This window comes from Altererythrobacter sp. TH136, from assembly GCF_007065885.1.
Classification (GTDB): Bacteria; Pseudomonadota; Alphaproteobacteria; order Sphingomonadales; family Sphingomonadaceae; genus Tsuneonella.
Genome location: NZ_CP041409.1, coordinates 2423884 through 2442597, shown reverse-complemented (window position 1 = coordinate 2442597; position 18714 = coordinate 2423884). Strand labels below are relative to the sequence as shown.

The following is an 18714-nucleotide window of genomic DNA, read 5'->3' as shown; positions in this document are numbered from 1 at the left end:
TTGCATCGCGGCTAGCGTCGGGGAGTCCAGCGGCCGGCGGACTGCTGCGCGGGTCTTTGCGCAGCAATTTCGAAGGTCACGATTAGACGCGGGCTATCGCTTGCAGATCGCTGCGGTGACATGCCGCATCATCCGCCTGGCGCGGCGCGATGGAGACAGCGGGTCCTTGCCAGTTCCCCTGCCGGCATCGATCAACATCGGGCCCTTCAACTTCACGCTCAGCTTCGCAGCGATAATCGCAACATGCGCTATGTGAACACGGTAGAGCGGCGTCATCAGGGGAACTGTCTCGCCGATGAGACTATTGCGATCCCGAAGGAATCTTGCGGAAGAGCACCTCCCGTAACCGGCACCGCCTCCCTCGCATCGCCCACTCGCACAGCCGGTGGCGGAGTGCGCCGAACCAGCGTGAGGGAGCGGTTCGTTCCAGCTGCCGGGCACCGTTGCGGCAGCCAGGGCGTTGAGGCGACGTGAAGATCGCAACTTACAACGTGAACGGGGTCAACGGCCGGTTGCCGGTGCTGCTGCGCTGGCTGGAGCAGGCGAAGCCCGACGTCGTCGCCTTGCAGGAACTCAAGGCTCCGGACGAGAAATTCCCCGCCGAACCCATCCGCCGGCTCGGGTACGATGTCCTCTGGCACGGGCAGAGCCGCTGGAACGGGGTGGCGCTGTTGAGCCGTGTCGGCCAGATACACGAAACGCGGCGCGGCCTGCCCGGCAATCCCGAGGACGAGCAGAGCCGTTACCTGGAAGCAGCGATCAACGGCATCATCTTCGGCGCCCTGTATCTCCCCAACGGCAACCCCCGCCCCGGCCCCAAGTTCGATTACAAGCTGCGATGGTTCGAACGCCTGACCGCCCACGCCGCCGAACTGATCGCGAGCGATCTGCCGGTGCTGCTGCTGGGCGATTTCAACGTCATGCCGACCGAACGCGACGTCTACAAACCCGAACGCTGGCTCGACGACGCGCTGTTCGCGCCGGAAGTGCGCGACGCGTGGTTCCGGCTGGTCGATCAGGGGTGGACCGATGCCGTGCGCGCGTTGCACCCGGACGAGACGATCTACACTTTCTTCGACTACTTCCGAAATGCCTTTGCGCGCAACGCCGGGCTGAGGATCGACCACTTCCTGCTCAGCCCGTCGCTCAAGGACCGGCTCCGCGCGGCCGAGGTGGATCGCGAAGCGCGCAGTTGGGAGAAAACCAGCGACCACGCGCCGGTGTGGATCGAGCTGGCGGACGGCTAGACCATGGTCTCCGGCCGGACGAGCCGATCGAAGTCGGCTCCGCTCACCCCGTTCGCCAGCGCCGCTTCGCGCAAGGTAGAGCCTTCCTTGTGCGCCTGCTTGGCGATCGCCGCGGCCCGGTCGTAACCGATCTCGGGCGCCAACGCGGTCACCAGCATCAGCGAGTTCTCCAGCCCCCGCTGAATGTTGTCCCGCCGCGGCTCCAACCCTTTCAGCAGGTGCTCGGTGAAGCTTTCGGCGGAATCCGCCAGCAGCCGCACCGACCGCAGGAAATTCCACGCCATCACCGGGCGATAGGTGTTGAGCTCGAACTGCCCCTGGCTGCCGGCGAACGTCAGCGCGGCGTGATTGCCGAACACCTCGATGCAGACCTGGGTCAGTGCCTCGACCTGCGTCGGGTTGACCTTGCCCGGCATGATCGAGCTGCCGGGTTCGTTTTCCGGCAAGGCCAGTTCCCCCAGGCCGGACCGCGGGCCGGAACCCAGCAGGCGGATGTCGCTCGCGATCTTGTACAGCGCGGCCGCGAGCGCGTTGAGCGCCCCGTGCGCGAACACCAGCGCGTCCTGCCCGGCCAGCGCGGCGAACTTGTTGGGCGCGGTGACGAACGGCAGGCCGGTGATGGCCGCGATCCGCTCCGCCACGGCTTCGGCGAACCCAGCGGGTGCGTTAAGGCCGGTGCCCACCGCCGTGCCGCCTTGCGCCAGCTCGTACAGCCCGGGCAGCGTCAGCTCGATCCGCTCGATCCCCGCGGCCACTTGGGCTGCGTAGCCGGAAAACTCCTGCCCCAGCGTCAGCGGGGTCGCGTCCTGGGTGTGCGTGCGCCCGATCTTGACGATGTCGCTCCACTGATCGGCCTTGGCGGCGAGATCGGCGTGCATCGCCTTGAGCGCCGGCAGCAGGTGCCGCACCACCTCGCCCGCCGCCGCGACGTTGATCGCGCTGGGGAACGTGTCGTTCGAACTCTGGCTCATGTTGACATGGTCGTTCGGGTGGACCGGCTGCTTGGATCCGATCTGGCCCCCGAGCAGCTGGATCGCGCGATTGGCGATCACCTCGTTAGCGTTCATGTTCGACTGGGTGCCCGATCCGGTCTGCCACACGACCAGCGGAAACTCGCCGTCCAGCTGGCCGTCGATCACCTGTTGCGCGGCGGAGACGATCGCATCCGCCAGTCCGCCGTCGAGTACGCCCAGTTCGCGGTTTGCTTCCGCTGCCGCCCGCTTGATCGTACCCACCGCCCGGATCAGCGGCACCGGCATCGTCTCGCCGCCAATGCGGAAGTTGTGCAATGACCGCTGGGTCTGCGCCCCCCATAGATGATCGGCCGGAACTTCGATCGGTCCGAAGGTGTCGCTTTCGGTGCGGGTCGCGTTCATCCCCGACCCCGGTAGCTGGCGACGCCCTGATCCGGCACCCACAGCCCTTCCGGGGGCCCAGCGGTTTGCCAGAAAACGTCGATCGGAATGCCGCCGCGCGGATACCAGTAGCCGCCGATGCGCAACCAGCGAGGTTGCATCTCTTGTGCGAGCCGCTGGCCGATGCCCACCGTCACATCCTCGTGAAACCCGCAGTGATTGCGGAAGCTGCCGAGGAACAGCTTCAGGCTTTTCGATTCGACGATCGTCTCACCCGGCGCATAGTCGATCACCAGATGCGCAAAGTCCGGCTGCCCGGTCACGGGACACAGCGAGGTGAACTCCGGCGCCGCGAACCGCACCAGGTACAGCCCCTCGCGGCGGGGGTTCGGGACGTAATCGAGCACCGCCTCCTCAGGCGAAGCGGGCAGCGAACTCGCCTGGCCGAGGTGCAGCGGCCCGGAAGCTGGCGGAAGGGGTGTGTCGCTCATGCCGCGCATCTGGGCTTTATCACTGGAGGGTTCAAGGCGGCTGTGGACTTGCCCAATTCAGTGCCTATTCAGCGCCGTCGACGCTTAAGACGCCGCTGCTTACCGGAGCCATGAGACACCTCGCCCCCATCAGTCTGCTCGCGTTAGCACTCGCCGGAGCTCCGCTGGCCGCGCAGACCGCGCCGGGCGGGTTCCGGCTGCCCACGCCCACGCCGACGCCGACCGACATCCAGGGACCGGTGGATCCTGATGCGCCGATCCTGACCCGGCCGCGCGACACCACGCCCACCCCAACGCCGGTCCCTTCCGCGCGCCCCACGCCGGCGCCGACGCCCGCGCCCACCCCGCGCGCCACCACTGCCCCCGCGCCGCGGCCAGTAGCCTCGCCCGCCAGCAACCCGCTACCTCCGCGAACCGCCCCGCCCGTGACGACCACGGCCGAGCAGCCGCTGTCACCCGCCGCTACCGCGAGCCCATCGCCGATCGCCCCCGCCGCCGCGGAGACGCTCCCGTCCGCGCCGCTGCCGGGTGCGGCAGCCACTCCCTTGCCGGCTCCCCTGCCCACTGCACCGGCTGAGGAGGAGGGGCTTCCGGGCTGGCTCTACGCGCTGGCCGGTGCGCTTGTGCTGGCTGGCGCTGCCGCAGCTTTGTGGTGGCGCCGTCGCAGTTCCGCGGAAGCACCGTCGGTGGAGATCGAGCGGCCGCGCGTGCCGGCCGCGCCCGGGCCGACGCTTGCCGCTGCGCCTCCCCTGACCGCGACCGGTCCGCAATTGACCATCGAGGCGCGCGCCGTGCGCCTGTCGCGCAGCATGATGTTTGCCACCCTCAGCTATGAAATGGTGGTCACCAACCGGAGTGCGCAACCGCTGCGCGACCTCCGCCTGGGCGCGGACCTGGTCACCGCGCACGCCCGGATCCCGACGGATCAGCAGCTGGCCGACCCGCAGGTGCCATTGGCGCAGGTTAAGACATTCGAACAGCTCGACCCCGGCGCATCGGTCCAGTTTACCGGAGAGCTGCGCCTGCCGGTCAGCGAGATCCGCCCGATCCCCCACGGCAAGGCGGTGGTCTATGTTCCGCTGCTCCGGGTGCGGGCCGAAGCCGACAGTGTGTCGCCGATCGCCCGGACATTTGTCGTGGGCGTTTCGGGGGGCGCGAGCCGGCGGCTCCAGCCGTTCCGCCTCGACGAGATGCCGCAAACCTATAGCGCGGTGAGCCAGCACGCGCTCGATTGACCCGCTCGCCGCCAGGCGGCAAGGCTTCCCGGCATGGACAGCCTGGTATCGACCGAGTGGCTCGCCCGCGAGCTTGATGCATCCGATCTGAAGATCGTCGATGCCTCCACGCATCTTCCCGCAGCCGGACGCGATCCTGCGGCGGAATATGCCGCGGGCCATATTCCCGGTGCTCTGTTCCTTGACCTGCCGACGCTAAAGGACAGCACCTCCGCGGTCCCCAACGCTCTGCCGACCGCGGCCCAGTTCGCACAGCGCCTGGCCGAACTCGGCATTGCCCGCGACGACCGGGTGGTGATCTATGACGATAGCGACGTGAAGACGTCGGCGCGCGCGTGGTTCATCCTGCGCATGAACGGCATGACCCAGGTCGCCATCCTCGATGGCGGGCTGGCGAAGTGGAAGGCGGAAGGCAGGCCGCTGGCATCGGGGGCCACTTTTCCAGCGCGCACCCCGCCTGATGAGCGCGAAGCCGACTGGCAGCGCGTCCGGAGCAAGCAGAATATGCTGGCCAACATCGCCAGCGGAAACGAACAGGTGCTCGACGCGCGCGACGGAGCGCGCTTCACCGGCGAGACAGCAGACGCTGTCCACGGGCTGTCGGGCGGTCACATCCCCGGCTCGCGCAACCTGTTCTTCCGCGACCTCTACCGGAGCGATGGCACTTTCCGACCGCCGGGCGAACTGCGCGCCGCGTTTGAACGCGCTGGCATCGATCTGGCACGCCCGATCGTCACCACCTGCGGCAGCGGCGTCACCGCCTCCGTCCTGCTGTTCGCCCTCCACCTCCTCGAAGTGGAGAATGCCGCGCTTTATGACGGCAGTTGGAGCGAATGGGGCGCGGACCCTGACACACCGAAGGAAACAGGGGCGCCCGTTTGAGCAAGGCGCCCGATCGCCAGCCCGCCACCCGCCTGGTCGAAGCCGGGCGGCGTCATGAGTGGACGAGACCGGTGGTCAACCCTCCCGTCTGGCGCGCCAGCACGCATCTCTACGCGGACATGGCCGCGCTGGAAGCCGGCAAGCACCACAACGCGGACGGGCATTTCTTCTACGGGCGCCGCGGAGCACCGACGCAGTGGGCGTTGGCTGAGGCGTTAACCGAGCTGGAGGCAGGCGCGGCGGGCACCGTCCTTTATCCCAGCGGGGTCGCGGCCATCGCGGGGGCGTTGCTCGCGGTACTACGGCCGGGCGATGTGCTGCTGGTGACGGACAATGCGTATGAACCCACGCGGCTGATGGCCAAGGGGCTGCTCGCGCGCATGGGGGTGGAGGCGCGGTTCTTCGATCCGCTCGACCTGCCCGCTTACGAAGCCGCCTTCTGCGAGCGGACCCGCGGAGTGATGATCGAGAGCCCCGGCAGTCTGACGATGGAGGTATGCGACGTCCCCGTCCTCACCCGTATCGCCCATACCAAGGGCGCTGTCAGCGTGATGGACAACACCTGGGCCAGCCCGCTCGGGTTCCAGCCGCTGGCGAGTGGGTGCGACATCTCGGTGATGAGCCTCACCAAGCACGTGGGTGGACATTCGGACCTAATGATGGGCTCGGCCAGCGCCGGCGAACGCTGGCACGCGCGGTTGCGGCAGACGGCGCAAAGCCTGGGCCAGGTGGTCTCCCCCGACGACGCCGCGCTGGCCTTGCGCGGACTGCGAACGATGGGCTTGCGGTTGGAGCGGAGCACTGCCTCCGCACTCGCGATCGCGCAGTGGTTGCAGGACCGTGCCGAGGTGGCGCGCGTGCTGTGCCCGATGCTGCCCGGCTCCCCCGGTCACGCGATCTGGCAACGCGACTTCACCGGCGGCTGCGGGCTGCTCAGCTTCGTGCTCCATGGCCGCGACGCGGCCGCCCGCGCACGCTTTATCGACTCGCTGCGCCTGTTCGGGATCGGCTTCAGCTGGGGAGGGTTCGAAAGCCTGGTGACCCCGTTCGACCCGGCGGCGATACGGTCCGCCACAGCGTGGCCGCCGGCGGACTGGCCCAGCCAGGACAAGCTTGGCGTGCGACTGTCGATCGGGCTGGAGGACGCAGGTGATCTGATCGAGGATCTCGCACAGGCATTCGCCGCCATGGAGAACACATGACCGCGCCTGGAGATAGGGACGTTCGCGCCGCGGATGGCTTGCGAGACGCCGTGGCGGGACAAAGCGGCACTGTTGGCGGGTTCGTCGACACGCTCGACAGCCTGGCCGTCACTCTCGGAAGTTCCCGCGTGTCGGTGTGGGACGCGCTGGTGTTCGTGGCGATCATCATCGCCGTCTGGGTCGCGGCGTGGTTCATCAGCAAGGGGGCCCGCCATTTGCTGCGGCGAATGACGCGGCTGGACACCACCCAGCGGCTGCTGGCGGAAAAACTGATCACTATCGGTGTGTGGGCGCTCGCAATCCTGCTGGGGATCGACATTCTCGGCATCGATCTGACCGCGCTTGCGGTCTTTTCGGGTGCGTTTGGCCTCGCGATCGGTTTTGGCCTGCAAAAGACCTTCGGCAACCTGATCGCGGGCATCATCCTGCTGATGGACCGATCGATCAAGCCGGGCGACGTGATCGCGATCGCGGATTCGGCCGGCAACATGAACTTCGGCCAGATCCGCAAGATCGGCATTCGCGCGGTTTCGCTGACCACTCGCGATCAGCGCGAATACCTGATCCCGAATGAAAACCTGATGGTCAACCAAGTGGAAAACTGGTCGTATTCGTCCAAGAACGTGCGCATCCAGGTTCCCGTGGGGGTCGCCTATGGCTGCGACCTCGACCTCGCCGAGAAGCTGATGCTGGAGGCGGCGAAAAGCGCGCGGCGCGTGCTGACCACGCCGCCGCCGGTGGTCTGGCTGGAAGCGTATGGCGACAGCTCGGTCAATTTCGTGATCCATTGCTGGATCGATGACCCGGAAGAAGGCGTCGGCAACGTGCGTTCCGACGTGTTGAAACGGTTGTGGAAGCTGTTTCAGGAAAGCGGGGTGGAGATCCCCTTTCCGCAGCGCGACCTCAATCTGCGCGACAACGAGCAGTTCCAGCAATTGGTGGCGGCCATTTCGCAACGGATCGACAAGCCGGAAGCGTAGCTTTTCGGGCGGCTACCCAAGCTATCGAAATTTCGCCTACCCGCTCTGACAGGCAATCTGGCTGGCAGGCGTGACAGCCCGTGCCCAATCAAGTGTCATGAAAACAACCGGCCCGGATACTAACGGCACAGTCTATCTCGTGGGCGCAGGCCCCGGCGATCCCGACCTGCTGACGCTGCGCGCCGCGCGGCTGCTGGAACGCGCCGAGCTGGTGGTGCATGATGGGCTGGTCGATCGGGCGGTGCTGGAGATGGTGAACCCGGCGGCCGAGTTGATCTCCGTCGCCAAGAGCCGCGCACGACACACGCTGCCGCAGGACCAGATCAATGCGCTGCTCGTTCGCGCCGCCCGCGCCGGGCGCAGCGTCGTGCGGCTGAAGGGCGGCGATCCGTTCGTGTTCGGCCGCGGCGGCGAGGAGGCGGAAGCCTGCCGTGCCGCCGGTCTCACCGTCGAGGTCGTCCCCGGCATCAGCGCCGCCAACGGTGCCGCGGCCGCCGCGCAAATCCCGCTCACACATCGCGACGCGTCCAGCGTCGTCAGCTTCGTCGCCGGCCAGTGCAAGGGCCTGGCGGAGCAGGACTGGGCCGGGCTTGCCGGAAAGGGTCGCACCCTGGTGATCTACATGGGCGTGAAGACCGCGCCGCAGATCGCTGAAAAGCTGATGAGTGACGGCCTTGCCCCGGACATGCCACTGGCGGTGCTCGAGAATGGCGCTCGTCCGACCATGCGCGTGCTGCGGGGGCCGCTTGCCGCCCTGCCCGACCTGGTCGAGCGCGAGCAGGTCAAGAGCCCGGCGCTGATCGTGATCGGTGAAGTCACGGCGCGCGAGGACGCCACCATCGCGGCAATTGCGGAGTATGCGGCATGAGGATCATCACGGGCAACGACCTGAAAACAGGGGCGGTCACCTGGTGGACGGGGGTCGACTGGTCGCTCCATGTGGCCGATGCGGTCGATGCCGGCGCCGATGCCGAAGCGATCATGGCACGCGAGACCGCGACCTGCCGCGTCAACAATCCCTACATCATCGACGGCGAGAAAACTGCCGAGGGCGTGCGCCCGGCACATATCAAGGACCGCGTGCGCGCGCTCGGCCCGACCGTGCGGTCCGACCTCATGATCAAGCCCGCCGATCCTGACCTACGCGAATGGGTGATCTGACATGTACCGCTACGATCAATACGACCAGGCCATGGTCGACACCCGGGTTGAGGAATTCCGCGACCAGGTCCGCCGCCGCATCGAAGGCAAGATGGACGACGACCAGTTCAAGCCGCTGCGGCTGAAAAACGGTCTCTATCTGCAGCTCCACGCCTACATGCTGCGGGTCGCCATTCCCTATGGCACGTTCGACAGCCGGCAGATGCGCATGCTGGCGCACATCGCGCGCAAATATGACCGCGGGTATGGCCACTTCACCACCCGGCAGAACATCCAGTACAACTGGATCAAGCTGGCCGAGGCGCCGGACATCCTGGCGGACCTCGCCACGGTGGAGATGCACGCGATCCAGACGAGCGGTGAATCGATCCGCAACGTCAGTTCCGATCACTATGCGGGCGCTGCGGCGGACGAAGTGATCGACCCGCGCCCGTGGGCCGAGATGCTGCGGCAGATGACCACGTTCATGCCGGAATTCAGCTACCTGCCGCGCAAGTTCAAGATCGCGATCATCGCTTCGCCGGAAGACCGGGTGGCGCTGCGCTGGCACGACTTTGCGCTGCGCATCGTCCGCAATCCGGCGGGCGAGACCGGGTTCGAGGTTTTTCTTGGCGGCGGCATGGGGCGCACCCCGTTCATTGCCTACCGCAGCCGGGAATTCCTGCCGGCCAACCAGCTGTTCAGCTATCTGCAGGCGGTGCTGCGGGTGTGGAACCGCCATGCGCGGCGCGACAACATCCACAAGCAGCGGATGAAGATCCTCGTGCACGACCTGGGTCAGGAAGAATTCACCCGCCAGGTCGAGGAAGAGTTCGCGCATTTCCTTTTGCTGGACGAGGACTTTCCGCAGGCCGAATACGATCGCATCGCCGCCTACTTCACCCCGCCCGCCTACGAACAGGAGCTGAGCGATACCATCGATCTCAGCGATCCGGCCTTCGCCCGCTGGGTGGAGCGGCAGGTGGTCGCGCACAACCAGCCGGGCTATGCGATCGCCAACATCAGCTTGAAGCCCCCCGCCGGCATCCCCGGCGACATCTCGGCCGAGCAGATGGACCTCGTGGCCGACCTGGCGGAGAGGTACAGCTTCGACGAAATGCGCGCCACCCACGCGCAGAACCTGGTGCTGCCGCACGTGCGCAAGGCGGACCTGTTCGTGGTCTGGCAAGCGCTGGTCTCGGCTGGCCTCGCCGATGCCAATCTCGATCTGGTGACCGACGTGATCGCCTGTCCGGGGCTCGATTACTGCAGTCTCGCCAACGCCCGTTCCATCCCCGTCGCACAGAAGATCGCGCAGCGCTTTGCCGAGGCGGAGCGGCAGGCCGACATCGGCGAGCTCAAGATCAAGGTGTCGGGCTGCATCAATGCGTGTGGGCATCACCACGCCGGCAACATCGGCATCCTGGGCGTCGACCGGAAGGGCAGCGAAAGCTACCAGCTCCTGCTCGGCGGCTCAGGCGACGAGAACACCAGCCAGGCCAAGATCGCCGGGCCTGGATTTGACGAGGACGGCATCGTTGACGCGGTCGAACGCGCGGTCGAGCACTACCGGGTGGTGCGCGAAGGCGGGGAGCGATTCATCGACACATACCGCCGCGTCGGCATGGAAGGGTTCAAGGAGGCGATCTATGGCTGAGTCCGGCAACCCCACCCCCGCCGCGACCGAAGAATACGCGGCCGGTCTGCGTTTCCGCGACGATGTGGCGGCCGACGAACCGGCAGTGTCGCTCGATGCGTTCCTGGAGCAGGACGAGGCGGTGTCCGTCCGCATCGAAGCCGGCGAGGACGTGACCGTTCTGTACCCGCACCTGTCACGGGTGCGGCTGGTCGAAGTGGACTTCCCCAAGTTCCGTGACGGGCGCGGTTTTTCGACCGCGCGGATGCTGCGTGAAGCGGGCTACACCGGCGAGATCAAGGCGACCGGCGACGTGCTGGTCGACCTTATCTTCTTCATGCGCCGCTGCGGGTTCGACAGCTTCGCGCCCGACAAGCCGATCGACCCGCGGGACGCGGAGATCGCGCTGACCCGGTGGGATCACGTCTATGTTCCAGCGGCCGACGACCGTATCCCGATCTGGCGTCTGCGTCATGGCTGACCCCGCCATGGACCGGGTGCGCGACCGGATCGACACCGGACCCCGCTTCAGCGACTCGGACGCGATCCGGCTCAACCGCATGTTTCGTGGGGCGGACACCGCCGCGGTGCTTGACGCGGTGCTCAAGGACCGGCTTGCCGGCGATGTTGCGGTGGTATCCAGCTTCGGTGCCGAGAGCGCCGTGCTGCTGCACTTGATCGGGCAGGTCGATCCGGCAACGCCCGTGCTGTTCCTCGACACCGGCAAGCACTTTCCCGAAACGCTGGCCTACCGCGATCAGCTGGTCGAGCGGTTGGGACTCTCAAACCTGCAGATCCTTCAGCCGGACCCGGCTGACCTGGCGGCGCGTGACGACAGCGGCCTTCGCTGGTCGTACGATCCCGATGGCTGCTGCGAAATCCGCAAGGTCCGCCCCCTGGAAAAAGCGCTGGCCCGGTTCGACGCCTCGCTCACTGGGCGCAAGGCGTTCCAGTCCAGCACGCGGGCGAACCTGCCGCGGTTCGAAGTCGATACCGCCGATGCCCAGGGCCGGCTGAAGATCAATCCGCTGATCGATTGGCAGGCGGCCGATCTTGCCGCCTATATCGCGGCGCACGACCTGCCGCCTCATCCGTTGGTGGCCGAAGGCTATCCATCCATCGGCTGCATGCCGTGCACCAGCCAGGTGGCGGACGGTGACGATCCGCGTTCGGGCCGATGGAAGGGTTGGGACAAGACCGAGTGCGGCATCCACTCGCCTGTCCAGCTCGGCCCCGACGGCGAACTGCCGCCGGGGTTCGAACCGTTCCTCTAGTTCAGGCGCCGAGCCGCACGACGGTCGCGGTCTTCCCGTCCGGGCCGGTGGTGGTCCACACGCCCTTGGCATCGACGCTTTCGGTGTTGCACTGTTCCGCGGTCTCGCCGGTCTTGGTGTAACAGTAGGTGGTCGGCGATTTCTGAACCCAGCGGCCCGTCTCGACGGTCTTGCCATCGGCGGTGCTGACGTAAGTGCCGTCGGCCTTCACCTCTTCTTCGACCACCCGGCCATCCGACGTGGTGATGCGGAACTTGCCGACCGGGTCCTTGCCATCGGCTGCCATTGCTGGCGCGGTCGCCGGCGTGGATGCGGCCGCGACGTCAGCGGTGGCCTCGCTCTCGGCGTCGGCTGGCGCGGTGTTGTTGTTGCAGGCGGCAAGCGCCGCCAGTGAAGCGATGAGTAAGAGTTGGCGCATCGGATCTCCCCTTGTGTCCACGAGTCTGCAACAGCGCGACTCGTGGTCCGGGGCAGACGCTATGCGCGCTGCTGCCCGCTGTCCAACCGTCTCACAACCAGCCCTTGTCGCGGTACCAGCGCGCTGTCGCTCGCAGCCCTTCGCGCGTGGGGATGCGCGGACGCCAGAGCTCGGGAGGCACTGCCCGCTTGGCGTCCGAGAGCCAGTCAGGGTGCAGCATGTAACCCACCCGGTCCGCGGTCAGTCGCGCGCGGGATCGGCGGAGCAGCCGATCCGCGCGCGATGCGGCGCCGAGAAGGCCGCGCGAAAGGTGCACCACCCACGGCCGCTTCCCGACCGCCCAGCCGATCACCCGGGCGAGCTCCCGGTGAGACCAGCCTCCCGGATGCCCGTCGTCCGGATCGAACAGCTGGTGACTGACCCCCTCCCCCCCGGGAATGAGAGCGACCAGCAGTTCGGCGAGATCCTGCACGTGGATGAGCGAGCTGCGCCCGGGCGGCGGCACCGGGACCACCCCCACTTTTGCGAGCTTGAACATCTCGAGATAGTCGACGTCCCACGGGCCGTACACGCCGGGGGGGCGCACGATCGTCCAGTCGAGACCGCTGGCCCGAACCAGCCGTTCGGCGCGCTCCTTGGAGGCGCCGTACTCCGACAGCTGCGGCTCCCGCGCGGATAGCGATGAGACGAATATGAACCGCGGAACGCCAGCGCGCGCGGCGGCCTCGATCACCGCGAGCGTGCCCGCTACGTTGGCGGCTTCGAATGCGCTGGCCTCGGTCGCGGTGGTCAGCCCGGCGACATGGATCACCGCCTCCGCCCCGGCAACCAGCCGGTCGAGCGCTGGCCGGTCGGCAAGGTCTCCGCGAACCCACTCCGTGGCGCCGGATCGGTCGGCAGGCAGCGTGCGCGCCAGCGCGCGGACTGGATAGCCCTGCCGGGCGAGCGCGGCCAAGGTGGCCTTGCCGACAAACCCGGTGCCGCCGGTGAGGGCGATCAGCGGCGCGCTCACAGTAGGACCATGTGATCGCGGTGGACCACCGCCGCGCGCGAGGCGTAACCGAGCAAGTCCGCCTGCTCGCTCGCTTTCCGCCCCGCGATGGCGCGGCATTCGCCGGCCGAATACTCGACCAGCCCCTGGGCAAGCCGATCGCCCTTGGGGCCATGCACTGTCACCAGATCACCGCGCGCGAAGTCGCCATCGACCGCCGTGATCCCGGCGGCCAAAATGCTCGCACCTTCGGCAAGGGCAGCGGCACAGCCTTCGTCCACCGTCAGCACTCCCGCCGGGGCCAGCCGCCCACCGAGCCATGCCTTGCGCCCGCCGTCGCGCCGTTGCGGCTGGAACAGGGTTCCCCGATCCGCAGCGATGGCGCGCGACAGCGGACGCGCATGGGTGCCGTTGACAATAGCCAGCGCGATACCGGCGCGCCCGGCGAGTTCGGCCGCCTGCAGCTTCGACACCATGCCGCCCGATCCCATGCCGGAGCCCGACGAGCCGCCGGCCATGGCGCGAACCTGCTCGTCGATCCCGCTCACCTCGCGTACGAGTTCGGCGGTAGGGTCGGCCGGGTCGCGGTCGAACAGCCCGTCAACGTCGCTCAGCAGCACCACCGCATCGGCCCCTGCCGCTTGCGCCACCCGCGCCGCGAGCCGGTCGTTGTCGCCAAAGCGGATTTCGGCGGTCGCGACGCTGTCGTTCTCGTTCACCACCGGGACCGCTCCTCGCTCGAGCAATCGGGCCAGCGTCGACGATGCGTTGAGATAACGGCGGCGGTCCTCCAGATCGTCGAGGGTCAACAGCAGCTGCGCGGCGGTAATCCCTTCCACCTCGAGCAGTTCGGACCAGATGGCCGACAGGGCGATCTGGCCGACCGCCGCAGCCGCTTGGGCATCGGCAAGGCTGGCGCGTCCGCCATGCGCCAGGCCCAGGCGCCGCGCACCCAGTGCGATCGCGCCCGAGCTGACCACCAGCACTTCCTGCCCTTGACGGCGCTTCTCGGCTATTTCGGCGGCAAGGCTCGACAGCCACTCGCGCCGCACCGCGCCCGCGCGGTCCACCAGCAAGGCGGAGCCGACCTTGAGCACCAGCCGCGGACAGGTTTCCGCGGCGCCGAGATGGGAGAGCGCGGTAACCGCCATCGGCTAGATAGGGGACCAATCCCCACCGTCTTCGGGCACGTCCTCGACCTCGTTGCCCTTGGTCTCGGTCGCGGTCCGGTCGGGCAGGTATCCTAGCACCGCATCGAGCAGGCGCTCGACCCCGGCCCCGGTCGCGCCGGAGATCGGAAACACGTCGTCCGCCCCCGCCGCGCGCAGCTCCTTGGCGTAGTCTTCCGCCAGCTCCGCGTCGGCGAGATCGATCTTGTTGAGCGCCACCAGCCGCGCCTTGTCCTCCAGCCCTTCGCCATAAGCGGCGAGCTCTTCCTCGACCACCTGCATCGCCTCGACCGGGTCGACCCCGCCGATGTCGATCAGATGGATCAGCACCCGGCAGCGTTCGATATGGCCCAGGAACCGGTCGCCGATGCCCGCGCCCTCGGCGGCGCCTTCGATCAAGCCCGGAATGTCCGCCAGCACGAATTCCCGTCCGCGGTGGCGCACCACGCCCAGCTTCGGCACCAGCGTGGTGAAGGCATAATCGCCCACCTTCGCCTGCGCGTTCGACACCTGGTTGATGAAAGTGCTCTTGCCCGCGTTCGGCAGACCCACCAGCCCCACATCCGCCAGCAGTTTCAGCCGCAGCCAGACCCACATCTCTTCCGACGGAATGCCGGGCTGGTGCTGGCGCGGGGCGCGATTGGTGCTGGTCTTATAACTGGCGTTGCCGCGCCCACCCATGCCGCCTTCCAGCAGGACGATCCGCTGCCCGATCTCGGTGAAATCGGCGAGCACCTCGTCCTTGTCTTCCGAGAGAACCTGCGTGCCCACCGGCACCTCGATCACCAGATCGGGAGCGGAGGCGCCGGTCCGGTCCTTGCCCATCCCGTGTCCGCCGCGCGCGGCCTTGAAGTGCTGGGTGTAGCGAAAGTCGATCAGGGTATTGAGGCCAGCGACCGCGACCAGCACGATATCGCCGCCCTTGCCGCCATTGCCGCCATCCGGGCCGCCGTACTCGACGTACTTTTCGCGCCGGAAAGACACGGCGCCAGGGCCGCCGGCACCGGATTTCAGATAGATTTTGGCCTGATCGAGGAAATGCATGGTTTGGTAACTAGCCGACTGCGGCCCAAATGTCGCGCGCGGGCTTGATGCGCCAAGATGGGTCAGGAAAGGTCTCGGGGCGAACCCGGAATGGCGAATGTCGAGAACCGGTGCAGCGACCGTTCGGTCGCAATCGCGGCTAGCGGAATGAAGCTGCGTCTGCAGTCTGTGCCGGGGCAGTCAGTGACGGAGGGAAACTGGTGGAGCCGAGGGGGATCGAACCCCTGACCTCGTCATTGCGAACGACGCGCTCTCCCAGCTGAGCTACGGCCCCGTTCCAGTTTCTTCCTCGCACCGGCAATCCCCGCGAAGAGCGCGGCGCTTAGCGAACCGCGTCCGGCAAGAAAAGACCTTTGTACGCGGTGCGGCTTATGGCTTCCCGTCCGACTCCGGCACCGGCTGCACGACCGGCGTGGACTGGCCATCCTGGGGTACCGGTACCACCGGGATGGACGCGCCCGTTTCAGGATCGGTCACCGCGCCCGCCTGGCCAAGCGGCTGGAGCGTGGTGGCCGCTGGATCGCTGACGCCCGCCTGGGGCACCGCCGCAAGGCGAGCGGTCTGCACCGCCACATAACCAGGCTGCGAGGCGCCGTAGCGCGCGCCGTACTGGGCATCCCAGGCAGCGGAATCGCGCTGGTATTGCTCATACTCGTTGAAGAACTTCTCGAACGGCGTTTCGAACTGACCGAAGTTCGCCGCGGCCAGCGCAGCGGCATCCGGGCTAGCCATGGCCGCCTGAGCCGCCGCGACCTGCCGAGCCGCCTGGCAGAACTCCGCGCGTACCGGGGGCAGCGCGAAGTAATTGTACACGATGGTCATCTGCCGCTCACGCTCGGCGATGCCAACGTTCCGGCCGGGGAAATCCTTCTGGTAAGTCCGGTCGAGGCGCTGATTCGTCGCCGTCAGGGTCTTGGCGTTGCTCGTTAGGAACGTCCGATAGCCATCGAGGATTGGCGCGTCCTCCGGCTGGATGCAATTGAGCGCAGCGACGTTCCACGCCGAGCGGAAGTACCACAGACGCTGGTCGTCGGTCAGGTTCTTGAGGACCGTCAGGCGCTGCCCGTCGGCGCCCCGACCCGGAATATTCATCACGTACGTCGCGCCGCCGGGGGGCAGCGGCCGATAGGGAATGACCTCCACCGGCGGGGGCGGCGGGGGCGGCGGCGGAGGCGGCGGCGGGGTGGTCTTGCACGCGCCGAGCACGGCCAGCCCGGTGGCCAGCGAAACCATTCGAATACGCATCGGTGACATCAAAAGCATGCGGCCGCGGCCCTCCTGTTCCCCGCTTCGTGGCACGCGCCGCCTTTCGCGTGCCTGAAGCGTCTGGCGCCCTATCGCCTTAGGCAGGCAAAGAAAATGCCCGGGGCGCCAGGTTGATGGTCCTGGGCACCCCGGGCACGATGAAGCGAGTCCTGCGTGCGATTATTCGCGGTTGCCCATGAAGCTGAGCAGGAACTGGAACATGTTGATGAAGTCGAGATAAAGCGTCAGCGCGCCGAGCACGATCGCCTTGCCAGCGAACTCGGTACCCCGAAGAACTGCGTACTCATTCTTGAGCCGCTGCGTATCGTAGGCGGTCAGACCGGCGAAGATCAGCACCCCGATCGCGCTGATGGCGTACATCAGGGCCGGGCTCTGGATGAACATGTTGGCGACCATCGCTACCAGCAGTCCTACCACGCCCATGATCAGGAACGTGCCGAAGCCGCTCAAGCTCTTGCTGGTAGTGTAGCCGTACAGGCTCAGACCGGCGAACGCCGCCGCCGTGGCGAAGAACGTGACCGCGATCGACGTGCCCGTGAAGCGCAGGAAGATCGTGGACAGCGACAGGCCCATCAGCGCCGCGAAGGCCCAGAACATGATCTGCAACGTGCTCTTGCTGAAGCGGTTCGCACCGAAGCTCATCGCGAAGACGATCGCGAGCGGCGACAGCGCGACGATCCACATCAACGGACCGGTGGCGAACGTCACCGCCAGGCCAGAGTTGAACGTCAGCAGAGCGACGATGCCGGTCAACAGCACCCCGCTGGTCATGTAGTTGTAGATCGACAGCATGTGCTTGCGCAGCCCTGCGTCGAACACGACCTGCCCACCGGCGCGCGGAACGGAGCCGAAGCCGGCCCCCAAGCCCGTCGTGCCCGCGCGGGGATCGTTGTAATCAGCCATTTACAATCTCCATTCCGGCGCCGAGCGACGACAAGCCGGTGACAGCAATATCGGGACTTTGCGCACTCTATTCAAGGAAAACCGGACAGTGCGGCGTTAACCTTCGCCTCGGGCCTCGCGCCCCATGTCCCGGCCCCGATCACGCGCAGCGCGCAAGGCTTCACCCAGCAACCGCGCCAGTGCCTGGTCCGCGTCCAGCACGTCGAGCCCGGCCTGCGTCATGCCGCCGGGGCTGGCGACCCGCCGGGCCAGATCCCCGGGTGACAGGGGCGAGGCCGCGGCAAGAGCGCCAGCGCCTTCGACCATCCTGACCGCCAGCCGCTCGGCCTGCTCGGCATCGAGCCCCAGTTCGGCGGCGGCAGCGGCCAGCGCCTCGATGAAGCGGTAGACGAACCCCGGGCCCGATCCCGCCAGCGCGGTCACCAGTTCGAACTGGCTTTCGTCCCCCAGCCACTCCGCTCCGCCAAGGTGATCGGCCAGCGCGGTGACGACGTCCCGCTGACTGCCGGTCAGCCCCTCTGCCACCAACGCGATCGGCGACTTGCCGAGGGCCGCTGCCAAGTTGGGCATCAGCCGGACAAAGGCGCCTGCGCGGGGGAACATCCGCGCCAGGCTGGCAAGCTCAACCCCTGCGAGAACCGACACCAGCGCGGTGTCAGGCCCGGCGAGGGGTTCGAGCGGGGGACCAGCCTCCCCCAATATCTGCGGCTTGAATCCCAGCACGACCAGATTGAACCGCCCATTCGGCAGTTCGGTCACGAAACGCATCCCGGCAGGCACGTGTTTGGGCCGCGGACCGTATGCGGTGAAAGTGTCCGCCGGAACGCCCGCTTTCAGCCAGCCTTCGACCATCGCCGACGTCATGGCGCCGTATCCCGCGATCAGGATCGATGATGGGTCGGTCATGGCGGGCTGTCCGATCAGGCTTCTCCGTCGGCGTCGACCATCGCACTGGCGAGCGCATCGCGGGGGCTCTTGTCGCCCCACAGGACGAACTGGAACGCAGGGTAGAACCGGTCGCATTCGTCGACCGCGGTTTCCACCAAGCCCTGCGCCTGGCTGAGGCTCAGCAGCCCGTCGTCGCCCAACAGCAGGCCATGGCGGTAGACCAGCATCCCGCCCTGTGACCACACGTCGAAATGCCCCAGCCATAGCTGTTCGTTGACCAGCGCCAGCAACTCGTGCGCGGCGCTGCGCTTGGTCTCGGTCACGCGGACGTCGGGCAGGCAGAGCAACTGCAGCACGTTGTCCTCGGTGCGCCAGATCGCGCGCACCTGGTAATTGGCCCAGGCACCCTGCACCTCGCCCGAAATCTCTTCCGGCGAAACGACCTCGTGCGACCAGCCCCGCGCTTCGAACAGCGCGGCGAGCATGTCGACGGGGGCGGCGTCGTCGCCGGCCTGGCTGTAGTCTTCGTGCTCGGTTCTCATGGCGTCGCGCGTCCCGTCCTTTTTCTTGCCCGGTGATTGGCGGGGCCTGGA

General features: G+C 67.2%; 20 protein-coding genes and 1 tRNA gene. 10 read left to right on the top strand and 11 right to left on the bottom strand.

The window, feature by feature from the left end; translation table 11 throughout:
* The first annotated feature begins 470 nt into the window (after window positions 1–470).
* Window positions 471–1247, top strand: coding sequence for an exodeoxyribonuclease III (gene xth, locus C0V74_RS11900; RefSeq protein WP_143251949.1), 777 nt, complete (start codon window positions 471–473; stop codon window positions 1245–1247).
* On the opposite strand, the gene fumC is transcribed toward xth, so the two are convergent.
* Together fumC and queF are read right to left on the bottom strand one after the other, a co-directional pair.
* The gene (gene fumC, locus C0V74_RS11895) at window positions 1244–2623 is read right to left on the bottom strand and encodes a class II fumarate hydratase (protein WP_143251947.1); all 1380 of its coding nucleotides are present in this window, start codon (window positions 2621–2623) and stop codon (window positions 1244–1246) included. The two genes, xth and fumC, sit on opposite strands and share 4 nt — an antisense overlap.
* Window positions 2620–3093 (bottom strand): preQ(1) synthase, encoded by a 474-nt coding sequence (gene queF, locus C0V74_RS11890; protein WP_143251945.1) that lies wholly within the window; start codon window positions 3091–3093, stop codon window positions 2620–2622. The genes fumC and queF overlap by 4 nt, the downstream gene beginning before the upstream one ends.
* 110 nt (window positions 3094–3203) lie before the next feature.
* Between queF and C0V74_RS12950 the strand changes: the two genes are divergently transcribed.
* The 9 genes from C0V74_RS12950 to C0V74_RS11840 all read left to right on the top strand — a co-directional run bounded on the left by C0V74_RS12950 (window position 3204) and on the right by C0V74_RS11840 (window position 11442).
* Window positions 3204–4328 carry a hypothetical protein gene (locus C0V74_RS12950; RefSeq protein ID WP_168194205.1) on the top strand — a complete coding sequence of 375 codons (1125 nt, stop codon included), beginning with the start codon at window positions 3204–3206 and terminating at the stop codon, window positions 4326–4328.
* 33 nt (window positions 4329–4361) lie between these two features.
* On the top strand, window positions 4362–5210 hold the full coding sequence (gene sseA / locus C0V74_RS11875) for a 3-mercaptopyruvate sulfurtransferase (RefSeq protein ID WP_143251944.1): 849 nt from the start codon (window positions 4362–4364) through the stop codon (window positions 5208–5210).
* Complete coding sequence (gene metC / locus C0V74_RS11870) at window positions 5207–6412, top strand: cystathionine beta-lyase (RefSeq protein ID WP_143251942.1); 1206 nt, start codon at window positions 5207–5209, stop codon at window positions 6410–6412. The genes sseA and metC overlap by 4 nt, the downstream gene beginning before the upstream one ends.
* Window positions 6409–7392, top strand: coding sequence for a mechanosensitive ion channel domain-containing protein (locus C0V74_RS11865; RefSeq protein ID WP_143251940.1), 984 nt, complete (start codon window positions 6409–6411; stop codon window positions 7390–7392). Before metC ends, C0V74_RS11865 begins: the two co-directional genes overlap by 4 nt.
* A gap of 97 nt (window positions 7393–7489) precedes the next feature.
* The gene (cobA, locus tag C0V74_RS11860) at window positions 7490–8260 is read left to right on the top strand and encodes a uroporphyrinogen-III C-methyltransferase (protein WP_143251938.1); all 771 of its coding nucleotides are present in this window, start codon (window positions 7490–7492) and stop codon (window positions 8258–8260) included.
* The gene (locus C0V74_RS11855) at window positions 8257–8553 is read left to right on the top strand and encodes a DUF2849 domain-containing protein (RefSeq protein ID WP_143251936.1); all 297 of its coding nucleotides are present in this window, start codon (window positions 8257–8259) and stop codon (window positions 8551–8553) included. The genes cobA and C0V74_RS11855 overlap by 4 nt, the downstream gene beginning before the upstream one ends.
* A gap of 1 nt (window position 8554) precedes the next feature.
* Complete coding sequence (locus tag C0V74_RS11850) at window positions 8555–10189, top strand: nitrite/sulfite reductase (RefSeq protein ID WP_143251935.1); 1635 nt, start codon at window positions 8555–8557, stop codon at window positions 10187–10189.
* On the top strand, window positions 10182–10649 hold the full coding sequence (locus tag C0V74_RS11845) for a DUF934 domain-containing protein (protein ID WP_143251933.1): 468 nt from the start codon (window positions 10182–10184) through the stop codon (window positions 10647–10649). The genes C0V74_RS11850 and C0V74_RS11845 overlap by 8 nt, the downstream gene beginning before the upstream one ends.
* Window positions 10642–11442, top strand: a complete 801-nt coding sequence (locus tag C0V74_RS11840; protein ID WP_143251931.1) for a phosphoadenylyl-sulfate reductase — start codon at window positions 10642–10644, stop codon at window positions 11440–11442. The genes C0V74_RS11845 and C0V74_RS11840 overlap by 8 nt, the downstream gene beginning before the upstream one ends.
* A gap of 1 nt (window position 11443) precedes the next feature.
* Here C0V74_RS11840 and C0V74_RS11835 read toward each other — a convergent pair whose 3' ends face one another.
* The 9 genes from C0V74_RS11835 to C0V74_RS11795 all read right to left on the bottom strand — a co-directional run bounded on the left by C0V74_RS11835 (window position 11444) and on the right by C0V74_RS11795 (window position 18663).
* Window positions 11444–11860, bottom strand: a complete 417-nt coding sequence (locus tag C0V74_RS11835; protein ID WP_131624829.1) for a hypothetical protein — start codon at window positions 11858–11860, stop codon at window positions 11444–11446.
* 91 nt (window positions 11861–11951) lie between these two features.
* Entirely contained in the window at window positions 11952–12872 is a 921-nt protein-coding gene (locus C0V74_RS11830; RefSeq protein WP_246844880.1) for an NAD(P)-dependent oxidoreductase, read from the bottom strand.
* Window positions 12869–14002: a glutamate 5-kinase gene (proB, locus tag C0V74_RS11825; protein ID WP_143251927.1), complete on the bottom strand. Its 1134-nt coding sequence runs from the start codon at window positions 14000–14002 to the stop codon at window positions 12869–12871. The genes C0V74_RS11830 and proB overlap by 4 nt, the downstream gene beginning before the upstream one ends.
* Before the next feature lie 3 nt (window positions 14003–14005).
* Entirely contained in the window at window positions 14006–15064 is a 1059-nt protein-coding gene (gene obgE, locus C0V74_RS11820; RefSeq protein ID WP_143251925.1) for a GTPase ObgE, read from the bottom strand.
* Window positions 15065–15262: 198 nt separating this feature from the next.
* Window positions 15263–15338, bottom strand: a tRNA-Ala gene (locus C0V74_RS11815).
* Window positions 15339–15433: 95 nt separating this feature from the next.
* Window positions 15434–16309, bottom strand: coding sequence for a hypothetical protein (locus C0V74_RS11810; RefSeq protein ID WP_246844879.1), 876 nt, complete (start codon window positions 16307–16309; stop codon window positions 15434–15436).
* A gap of 180 nt (window positions 16310–16489) precedes the next feature.
* A complete protein-coding gene (locus C0V74_RS11805; protein WP_143251923.1) occupies window positions 16490–17233 on the bottom strand; it encodes a Bax inhibitor-1/YccA family protein in 744 nt (247 codons plus the stop codon).
* Window positions 17234–17329: 96 nt separating this feature from the next.
* Entirely contained in the window at window positions 17330–18139 is an 810-nt protein-coding gene (locus tag C0V74_RS11800) for a pyrroline-5-carboxylate reductase dimerization domain-containing protein (protein ID WP_143251921.1), read from the bottom strand.
* A gap of 14 nt (window positions 18140–18153) precedes the next feature.
* Window positions 18154–18663, bottom strand: coding sequence for a YbjN domain-containing protein (locus C0V74_RS11795; protein ID WP_143251919.1), 510 nt, complete (start codon window positions 18661–18663; stop codon window positions 18154–18156).
* Window positions 18664–18714 lie beyond the last annotated feature (51 nt).

Coding starts and splice junctions, on each gene's coding strand:
- fumC (WP_143251947.1), bottom strand. CDS start 2,623: ATGAACGCGACCCGCACCGAAAGCGACACCTTCGGACCGATCGAAGTT.
- queF (WP_143251945.1), bottom strand. CDS start 3,093: ATGAGCGACACACCCCTTCCGCCAGCTTCCGGGCCGCTGCACCTCGGC.
- C0V74_RS12950 (WP_168194205.1), top strand. CDS start 3,204: ATGAGACACCTCGCCCCCATCAGTCTGCTCGCGTTAGCACTCGCCGGA.
- sseA (WP_143251944.1), top strand. CDS start 4,362: ATGGACAGCCTGGTATCGACCGAGTGGCTCGCCCGCGAGCTTGATGCA.
- C0V74_RS11865 (WP_143251940.1), top strand. CDS start 6,409: ATGACCGCGCCTGGAGATAGGGACGTTCGCGCCGCGGATGGCTTGCGA.
- cobA (WP_143251938.1), top strand. CDS start 7,490: ATGAAAACAACCGGCCCGGATACTAACGGCACAGTCTATCTCGTGGGC.
- C0V74_RS11855 (WP_143251936.1), top strand. CDS start 8,257: ATGAGGATCATCACGGGCAACGACCTGAAAACAGGGGCGGTCACCTGG.
- C0V74_RS11850 (WP_143251935.1), top strand. CDS start 8,555: ATGTACCGCTACGATCAATACGACCAGGCCATGGTCGACACCCGGGTT.
- C0V74_RS11845 (WP_143251933.1), top strand. CDS start 10,182: ATGGCTGAGTCCGGCAACCCCACCCCCGCCGCGACCGAAGAATACGCG.
- C0V74_RS11840 (WP_143251931.1), top strand. CDS start 10,642: ATGGCTGACCCCGCCATGGACCGGGTGCGCGACCGGATCGACACCGGA.
- C0V74_RS11835 (WP_131624829.1), bottom strand. CDS start 11,860: ATGCGCCAACTCTTACTCATCGCTTCACTGGCGGCGCTTGCCGCCTGC.
- proB (WP_143251927.1), bottom strand. CDS start 14,002: ATGGCGGTTACCGCGCTCTCCCATCTCGGCGCCGCGGAAACCTGTCCG.
- obgE (WP_143251925.1), bottom strand. CDS start 15,064: ATGCATTTCCTCGATCAGGCCAAAATCTATCTGAAATCCGGTGCCGGC.
- C0V74_RS11810 (WP_246844879.1), bottom strand. CDS start 16,309: ATGCGTATTCGAATGGTTTCGCTGGCCACCGGGCTGGCCGTGCTCGGC.
- C0V74_RS11805 (WP_143251923.1), bottom strand. CDS start 17,233: ATGGCTGATTACAACGATCCCCGCGCGGGCACGACGGGCTTGGGGGCC.
- C0V74_RS11800 (WP_143251921.1), bottom strand. CDS start 18,139: ATGACCGACCCATCATCGATCCTGATCGCGGGATACGGCGCCATGACG.
- C0V74_RS11795 (WP_143251919.1), bottom strand. CDS start 18,663: ATGAGAACCGAGCACGAAGACTACAGCCAGGCCGGCGACGACGCCGCC.